Source organism: Clostridium sp., assembly GCF_016650095.1.
In the GTDB taxonomy this organism is placed as follows: Bacteria; Bacillota; Clostridia; order Clostridiales; family Clostridiaceae; genus Clostridium_AD.
The window spans coordinates 1-9,495 of the sequence record NZ_JAENWL010000113.1; the positions used below are offsets into that span (position 1 = coordinate 1).

A 9,495-nucleotide genomic window follows, 5' to 3' on the forward strand; every position below is an offset into this window, starting at 1 on the left:
CACTTATCACCGGGAGACGTTAATATAGATAGTTATGATAGGCACATTCAAAGAATACTATATATAAACGATATGTTATATACAATTTCTAATGATGTAATAATGGCAAATGATTTTAATGATCTTTCACTCAAAAATAAAATAGTAGAAGGAAAGATACAAGAAAATAAATGATAAGTCAGAGGCGAAAAGTATATATTACGATAACTGTAGTTTACGTAATATATGCTTTTTTTATGGAGTTATTTATTTTCTTATGCATTAAAGGGTGAAAATTAACGGTATACTATGTTTTAAATATTATAAAGTTGACGAAAATAAATAATAATACTATTTTGTTTAAATCACTGTGGTTAAATATTTTTAGGATTGTGCATTTAAAACAAATACAAAGTTTGTAACCATTAAGGAACAAATTTTAAAAAATAATGTTATACTATTATAAGAAATTAATACGTATTAGAGGGAGAAATGTATGTTGCTTGAAGCACAAGAAAAATTAAAGAAGTATTATGGATATGATACTTTTAGAAAAGGACAAGAGAATGTAATTGACAGTATCATGAGTGGACGTGATACTTTTGCTGTAATGCCTACGGGTGCAGGAAAATCAGTATGTTATCAGATACCTGCTCTAATGCTGCCGGGAGTAACTCTCGTAATATCACCACTTATATCCTTAATGAAGGATCAAGTTGATACTTTAAATAGTGTAGGGATAGCGGCAACGTATATAAATAGCTCATTAAGTATTAATGAAGTTAATGACAGAATTGATAAAGTAGCTTGTGGGGAGTTTAAGCTTCTATATGTTGCCCCTGAAAGGCTAGAATCTGATTTTTTTTGTAGCATGCTAAATAGATTAACAATATCGCTTCTAGCAGTGGATGAGGCTCATTGTGTATCTCAATGGGGACATGATTTTAGACCTAGTTATTCGGCAATTTCAAGTTTGATAACAAAACTACCGGTTAGACCAATTATAGCAGCATTTACTGCTACGGCAACTGAGTCTGTAAGGCTTGACGTTATAAAGTTATTAAAATTAAGAGAGCCAGATGTTTATGTAACTGGATTTAATAGAGAAAATTTAAGTTTTACTGTTATTCGTGGAGAAAATAAAAGAGATTTTGTATTGAAATACATTCAAGATAATAAAGATAAAGTAGGGATAATTTACACCGCTACAAGGAAGGAAACGAATAATCTTTATGAACTTTTGCATAAAAAGGGATATAGTGTAGGCAAATACCATGCGGGGCTTGGAGACGAAGAGCGAAAACAAAACCAAGAAAAGTTTTTGTATGATGATATCAACATTATTATAGCTACAAATGCTTTTGGAATGGGAATAGATAAATCGAACGTTAGATATGTAATTCATTATAATTTGACAAAGAGTATGGAAGCGTATTATCAAGAGGCAGGTCGCGCGGGCCGAGATGGAGAGCCGAGTGAATGTGTATTGTTATTTTCAGCGGCAGATGTGCTGCTTCAAAAATTCTTTGTTGAGCAAAGCACTGTATCACCTCAAAGAAAGGTAAATGAATATAAGAAACTACAAGCTATGGTGGATTATTCGCACACCACTAGATGTTTAAGACAGTTTATTTTAGAATATTTTGGGGAAGAAAATGTTCAAGATAAATGTGGGAATTGCAGTACTTGCAATGATGAAAGTGAACTAGTAGATATAACTATTGAGGCACAAAAAATATTTTCTTGCATACTTCGGATGAAGGAAAGATTTGGGACTTCATTAATTGCAGATGTACTCCGTGGATCAAAAAATAAAAAAGTTTTGGACCTTGGATTTGATAAACTATCCACATATGGAATAATAAAGCAATATACTGTTAAAGAGATAAAAGACATTATAAATGTACTTACTGCAGAAGAGTATCTATCACTTGCAGATGGCAAATTCCCAGTGGTGCGTTTAAAAGAAAAGGCTGTGTCGGTTTTAAAAAATGAAGAAAAAGTATATCAGAAGGTTGAGAAAAAGAGAGCTAAGGTAGCTCGCGATACTGGGTTATTTGAAATATTGCGTAGCTTACGAAAAGAAATTTCAGAGAGGGAAAAAGTTCCACCTTATATTGTTTTTGCAGATAGTGCCCTAAGGGAAATGAGCGAATATTTCCCAGTGAATAATAAAGAGTTGTTAAGTATCAAAGGAGTAGGAGAGTCTAAGCTTAATAAATATGGAGAGGAATTTATTCAGGTTATAAAAAAATATATGGGAGAAAACAATATAGAAGTTACGGAAGATATACTATATAATGAGGAAGATGATGAGAAAGATATAAATGAATGTGCACTTGGAAAAGCTTCTAAAAATGGAGATAAGGTGCCTAGCTATGTTATTACATATAATATGTATAAAGAGGGTAAAAGCATAGAGGAAATAATTAACGAGAGAAAGCTTAAAAGCTTAACTGTGCAAGAACATATATTTAAGTGTGTTTCTGAGGGGTTTGATGTTAATTTAGATGATTTTATTCCAAAGCATCATGAGGCACTAATTATTGAGGTTATAGAAAAAATTGGAGCTTCAAAGCTCAGACCTATTAAAGATGCATTACCAGAAGAAATAGATTATTTAGCTATAAAAGCAACAATATTTAAATACGCGAGCACTAAGATTTCTTAGTGAACACTAAGATTTCTTAGAAAAAAGGAGAAAATATGGAAAAATTATTTAATGAACTAGGATTACAGGAAAATCTCATAGAGGGATTGAAGAAACAGGGCATAGAAAGTCCTACAGAAATTCAAGAAAAGGCTATACCATTAGGAATGGCTGGTAAAGACGTCATAGGAGAATCAGAAACAGGTACTGGTAAAACACTAGCATACCTTTTACCTATATTTCAAAAAATTGACACTGCATCAAAGGATATTCAAGCAATTATACTTGCGCCTACTCATGAGCTTGCAATGCAAATACATAAGCAAGTAGAATTGTTATCCGAGAACTCAAACAGCAATGTGAAATCTACTAGCATAATAGGTAATGTCAACATCAAAAGGCAACTAGAGTCTCTTAAGGAAAAACCACATATAGTAGTTGGATCTGCAGGAAGAATTTTAGAACTTATAACTATGAAGAAACTAAAATCACATTTTGTTAAGACTATAGTAATAGATGAAGGCGATAGAATGATAGATGAAGATAACATAGAGGGGGTAAAGTCTATAATAAAAACTACTCTTAGGGATAGACAAATTATGCTGTTTTCAGCTACAGTGTCACTTAAAGTAGTAGAAATTGCTAAAACACTAATGAAGGATGCAGAGGTTATTAAAGTGGGGGATAAAAGTGTGGTAAACCCTAACATAGAGCATATGTATTTCCTAGTCGAAAGGCGAGATAAACTACTTCTTTTAAGGAAACTTGTAAGTGCGACTAAGCCTGAGAAAGCTATAATATTTATAAACAAAAGTGATGAGGTAGAAATTACAACTTCAAAACTTAGCTATCATGGATTAAAAGTAGAGGGAATTCATGGGTCCTCTGAAAAAGAAAATAGAAAGAAAGCTATTGAGGATTTCAACACAGGTAAAATCCAACTTTTAGTAGCTTCTGATTTAGCAGCTAGAGGACTTGATATAGAAGGAGTAACACATATTTTTAACCTTGATATACCAGAGAACTCTAAAGATTATTTACATAGAGTGGGTAGAACAGCAAGAATGGGTCAGCATGGACTCGCACTATCTATTGTAGAAGAGAGAGAACTGGATCTTATTAAAAATTATGAGAAAGATTTTAATATAGAAATTCTGCCAAAAGATATATACATGGGAAGAATTATCGCTCCGAAAAATACATATAAAACTAAAGCTTTGGAACATAATTCTAAATTTCATTAGCCTACTATCCTTATTTGTGATATAATGGTTCAGTAGTTTCGACAAGAATGGGACTACTTAATGTATGGAGGTATTTATAAAGATATGATTAGTACAAACAATATAAGCTTAAGATATGGTGCACGTAAGTTATTTGACAATGTTAATATAAAATTTATACCAGGTAATTGTTATGGATTAATTGGTGCTAATGGTTCTGGTAAATCAACTTTTCTTAAAATATTATCAGGTGAAATTGAACCTAATACAGGAGAAGTTATCATTCCAGCAACGCAGAGACTTGCAGTTTTAAAGCAGGATCATTTTGAATTTGATGAAAATGAAGTTATAGAAACAGTAATGATGGGTCATGTAAAGCTTTATGAAATAAAGAGACAAAAAGATGAATTATATGCAAAATCAGATTTTACTGATGAAGATGGAATTAAAGCATCAGTACTAGAAGGAGAATTTGCAGAACTTAATGGATGGGAAGCTGAATCCCAAGCATCAACACTTCTAATGGGACTTGGTATCAATGATGAGCTACAAAGCAAAACAATGAAGGAACTAACAGGAGCAGAAAAGGTAAAGGTACTTTTAGCTCAAACACTTTTTGGAAAGCCAGATATATTACTTCTGGATGAGCCTACAAATGGCTTAGATATTAAATCTAAAAATTGGCTTGAAAACTTTTTGATGAACTTTGACAGTACTGTTATAGTTGTTTCTCATGATAGACATTTTTTAAATAAAATATGTACTCATATTGCAGATATAGACTTTAGTAAAATTCAATTATTTGTTGGAAACTATGATTTCTGGTATGAGTCTAGTCAATTAGCTTTTCAACTCGCCAAAGATCAAAACAAGAAAAAAGAAGAAAAAATTGCTGATTTACAAAGCTTTATTGCTAGATTTAGTTCTAATGCTTCCAAAGCAAAACAAGCTACTTCTCGTAAAAAGCAATTAGACAAATTGACATTAGATGATATAAAACCTTCTTCTCGTAAATATCCTTTTCTTGGTTTTAATCCAGAAAGAGAAGCTGGAAATGATTTATTAACAGTTGAAAATTTGTGTAAAACTTTGAATGGAGTTAAAATTCTTGATGATATAACATTTATAGTTAATAAGGGAGATAAAATTGCGTTTACTGGCATAGATGAAATAGCAAAAACTACCCTATATAAGATATTAATGGGTGAGATGGAGCAAGATTCTGGGGAGTTTAAATGGGGAGTAACTACAACTCAAGCTTATTTACCAAAAGACAACACAGAATATTTTAATAATGTAGATTGCAGTTTAGTTGATTGGCTTCGTCAATTTTCAGAGGAAAAGGCAGAAAGCTTTGTTAGAGGTTTTTTAGGTAAAATGCTTTTCTCAGGAGAAGAAGCTCTTAAACAATCTAGTGTGCTTTCTGGTGGGGAAAAGGTTAGATGTATGCTTTCTAGAATGATGCTTAGTAACGCTAATGTATTAATTTTAGATGAGCCAACTAATCATTTAGACTTAGAGTCTATAACTGCATTAAACAATGGATTAAAAAGCTATACTGGAACTATTTTGTTTGCATCACATGACCATCAATTAGTTGATACAGTTGCAAATAGAATTATAGAAATTACACCTAAAGGAATAATAGACAAACAAATGTCTTATGATGAATTTGTAGAAAATGATGAAATCCAAAAACAATTAGAACTTATGTACAAATAAAGAAAAGCACTTCTAACAATAATTTTATTAGAAGTGCTTTTTTTAATTAACTAAAATAAGCCACCGCCGCCGCAACCTCGGCCACCAATTCCACCAAAGCCTAGTAGTAAAAGAATTAACCAAATTCCACTGCCACCACCGATGCCAGTTCCACAGTTGTTTCCACAGTTATTTCCACAACTATTTCCACAGCCACAAGTAGGTTTACAGCAATTAGCTGGTTTACAACTACAACTATTATTACAACAACAATTATTATGTCTATGACTCATATAAATACCCTCCTTATTTTCAGATGAATAAGTAAAAGTTTAAGAATTTATTAAAGTGACTTAGTTACTTTAATAAAAATCCTATACTTAAACTTAAGTAATGGAGTTCTTTTGTATAAATATCACCACATTAAGGCGGGGAGCTTCTTTGTATAAATCGTTAAATAAAAAAAGTTGTAGCTGTACTTTAATATATTCTGAGTTTCTTTAAGTGTGAATAAAGAGTTTCAGTGAAGTTTAAAATAAAATAGATTAGCATATAATATACTCTTTATACAAAAAAATGAAAGATTAAAGAGTAAATGTTAGTATAAATATGTATACAATAACAAATAACAGCATTTTATTATAATATGTGATATTATAGATTTTATAATTATAAATATATTATTGTAGTTAAGGACCAGATACTTGTAGCAATCTCCTAAAAAAAGGGTTTCATCAAGAAACGTCGAATATATGTAAGAAGTATAAAAAAAATTGTAAATGGGGGTAAATGATATGAATGAAGATGATAATAAATCAACTGAAGAGGCTATAACAATAGTTTCTGATGTTGCAAAAGAAAAAGTAGATAAGACTATTAATACGGTGAAGGGTATTGCTAAAAATGTAAAATCAAAGGCTAATAAAGCGGCTACTTCTGCAAAAAAGACAGTGGCTAAGAGATCGATAGCTAAGAAAATTGATGTTGGCTTTTACGTTCAATATCAGGGGAAAGAGATTTCAAAACAAACAATACTAGAAAAAGTTTATGAAGAATGGGTAAAATCTCATAAAATTACAGAACTAAAAACTTTAGATGTATATATAAAGGTTGAAGAAAATATTGCCTACTGCATGGTAAATGGAGAAATCAAAATGGACTTGAAATTATCCTAACATAATTCCACAAAAATTAAAGAGGCTCGAGGCCTTTTTTTTGTTTATTTAGATTGTGATGAAATTTAAAAAGAAGCATTTACTAAAGAATGAGTTTGTATATTGTTTTATTTCTATGATATAATATTATTGAAATAACACAATATATAGACTATTGCAAAAACATTGCAAGAAGGCTGAAAAATAATAGTTTATAGTTCCGTCCAAGTGCAGAGAATCAAAATAAAATCATAATATTTTAGGAGGGATTTTTAATGTTGCAGGAGAGACTTAACAAAGTTTTAAAGACTATGAAAGCGAAGAAAATACCTCAGATGATCGTTTCTGATTCAAATGCCATTTTCTATCTTACTGGTAAATGGATTTTATCTGGAGAGAGAATGCTTGCACTGTATATTAACACGAATGGACATAACAAGTTATTTGTAAATGAGTTATTCCCTATAAGTGAGGATCTGGGAGTAGAAATGGTAAGGTATAGCGATACTGAAAAACCAGTAGAAATTCTTTCAAGACATATCGATAAAGATAAGCCAATGGGTATAGATAAAAACTGGCCTGCTCATTTCTTATTAAGATTAATGGAATTAAAAGGGGGAAGTACATTTGTTAATGGTTCTAAAATTATTGACAAAGTAAGAAGTTCAAAGGATGAAAAAGAAAAGGAATTTTTGAGAGCATCCTCAAAGATTAATGATATTGCTATTGATAAGATGATTAAACTTATTCCTGAAAAATATACTGAAAAGAAAATGGGAAAGATACTTGATGATATATGGGAGGAAATAGGAGCGCAGGGGCAATCTTTTGATCCAATCGTAGGTTATGGTGCTAATGCAGCGGATCCTCACCATGTAATGGATAACTCAACCGTTAAAGAAGGCGACAGTGTAGTTATTGATATTGGTTGTATAAAAGACTCATATTGCTCAGATTCTACAAGAACTGTTTTTTATAAAAGTGTATCAGAGCACAGTAGAGAAGTTTACGACATAGTTAGAGAAGCTAACAAAAGAGGTATTGAGAAAGTTAAACCAGGAGTTAGATTCTGCGACATTGATGCCGCAGCAAGAGACTATATTACGCAAAAGGGTTATGGAAAGTATTTTACTCATAGATTAGGACATTCAATAGGACTTGAAGACCATGAGTTTGGTGATGTTTCTTCTAGTAATACTAATAAAGTCGAAGTAGGAATGTGTTTTTCGATAGAACCAGGTATTTACATGCCAGGTGATGTTGGTGTTCGTATAGAAGATTTAGTAATAGTTACGCAGGATGGTTGTGAAGTATTAAATCATTATACAAAAGACTTAATTATTGTAAAATAAAATAACAGTGAACTTTAAATAAGTGTGAATTTTATAAGTAAATAAAAGAGCATTGATAAATTTTAAAATTATCAATGCTCTTTTATTTACTTAAACTCATTATAGACCATAACTATTGATACAATAAAAACTAATAAATATACCCAATATTTATTTTTATACAGTTTAGGATAAACTAATAATTAATTGTTCAAAGTTTTTAATCTTTTATTAGGAGGATATTAGGACAAAAAAATCGAATTTATTAAGTGGTCACAAAACAAACTAATTTTAAAAAAGATTCGTGTGCAAAGAAAGCTTGGTATAAAAATTATTTTTATTGGAGGAACAATTATGTTAAATATAGGTTGTCATTTATCAGTAGCAAAAGGTTATAAGGCTATGGGACAAGATGCTCTTAGCATAGATGCAAATACATTTCAGTTTTTTACCCGTAATCCTAGAGGCAGTAAAGCAAAAGAAATTGATCCAAATGACGTAGAAGCACTATTAGAATTATTAAAAGAAAACAACTTTGCTACAATACTAGCACATGCGCCTTACACTCTAAATGCTTGCTCTGCTGATGCAAAAACTAGAGAATTTGCGGCTATGATTATGGAAGATGATTTAAATAGAATGGAATATTTCCCAAATAGTTTTTATAACATTCATCCGGGTAGTCATGTAAAACAAGGCGTGCAGGTAGGCATAGAATACATTATAAATATGCTTAACAATCTACTAAAACCAGAACAAACTACCACTGTACTTCTTGAAACAATGGCTGGTAAGGGAACAGAAATAGGCCGAACATTTGAAGAGTTAAAACAAATTCTTGATGGAATTATTCTTTCAGGCAAAGTGGGTGTATGTCTTGATACTTGTCACATTTATGATGCTGGTTATGATATCGTTAATAACTTAGATGGAGTCATAGATGAATTTGATAGAATTATTGGTCTTGATAAGTTATATGCTATTCACTTAAATGATAGTAAAAATCCATTTGAAAGTCATAAAGATCGCCATGAAACAATTGGGGAAGGTTCTATTGGACTTGAAGCAATTACTAGAATTATTAATCACCCCAAATTACGTCACTTGTCATTTTATTTAGAAACTCCAAATGAATTAGCTGGTCATGCAAAGGAAATTAAGATATTAAGGGAAGCATATGTAGAGTAAGGCACATTCAAAGTAATAACAAGTCAGTATACAATCACAGTTGTGAAAATACTTAGCCATGCGTATCTGAATGCGAAATATCGAATTATTTAAACCTATATGTAGGAATATGAAGATAATCTTGTTAGAATGCCCATGTTGTGAAATTGTGATCTTATTTATATGATAGAATACTCCTTGTCGTCACGAACGAGTGGCACAGCAAGTTAAAAGTTAATTACTCATTAATATGTTTTCTAATGAAAATAATGAAGATTTATTTAAAAGAA

Annotated in this window: 7 protein-coding genes; 6 read left to right on the top strand and 1 reads right to left on the bottom strand. The window is 31.2% G+C overall.

The features are described from left to right. Positions 1-475: 475 nt before the first annotated feature. The 3 genes from recQ (at position 476) to JJE11_RS08635 (ending at position 5,574) form a co-directional block, all read left to right on the top strand. Entirely contained in the window at positions 476-2,650 is a 2,175-nt protein-coding gene (gene recQ, locus JJE11_RS08625; protein WP_291634586.1) for a DNA helicase RecQ, read from the top strand. 35 nt (positions 2,651-2,685) lie between these two features. Further along, entirely contained in the window at positions 2,686-3,873 is a 1,188-nt protein-coding gene (locus tag JJE11_RS08630; protein ID WP_291634588.1) for a DEAD/DEAH box helicase, read from the top strand. 84 nt (positions 3,874-3,957) lie between these two features. Further along, positions 3,958-5,574 carry an ATP-binding cassette domain-containing protein gene (locus JJE11_RS08635; protein ID WP_291634590.1) on the top strand — a complete coding sequence of 539 codons (1,617 nt, stop codon included), beginning with the start codon at positions 3,958-3,960 and terminating at the stop codon, positions 5,572-5,574. Between the two features lie 50 nt (positions 5,575-5,624). On the opposite strand, the gene JJE11_RS08640 is transcribed toward JJE11_RS08635, so the two are convergent. Next, on the bottom strand, positions 5,625-5,846 hold the full coding sequence (locus tag JJE11_RS08640; RefSeq protein ID WP_291634592.1) for a ground-like protein: 222 nt from the start codon (positions 5,844-5,846) through the stop codon (positions 5,625-5,627). A 501-nt stretch (positions 5,847-6,347) separates the two neighbouring features. Between JJE11_RS08640 and JJE11_RS08645 the strand changes: the two genes are divergently transcribed. The 3 genes from JJE11_RS08645 (at position 6,348) to JJE11_RS08655 (ending at position 9,226) form a co-directional block, all read left to right on the top strand. Beyond that, positions 6,348-6,728 (top strand): DUF6465 family protein, encoded by a 381-nt coding sequence (locus JJE11_RS08645; protein ID WP_291634593.1) that lies wholly within the window; start codon positions 6,348-6,350, stop codon positions 6,726-6,728. 254 nt (positions 6,729-6,982) lie between these two features. Next, on the top strand, positions 6,983-8,059 hold the full coding sequence (locus tag JJE11_RS08650; protein WP_291634595.1) for an aminopeptidase P family protein: 1,077 nt from the start codon (positions 6,983-6,985) through the stop codon (positions 8,057-8,059). A gap of 333 nt (positions 8,060-8,392) precedes the next feature. Further along, positions 8,393-9,226 (top strand): deoxyribonuclease IV, encoded by an 834-nt coding sequence (locus JJE11_RS08655; protein WP_291634597.1) that lies wholly within the window; start codon positions 8,393-8,395, stop codon positions 9,224-9,226. Positions 9,227-9,495 lie beyond the last annotated feature (269 nt).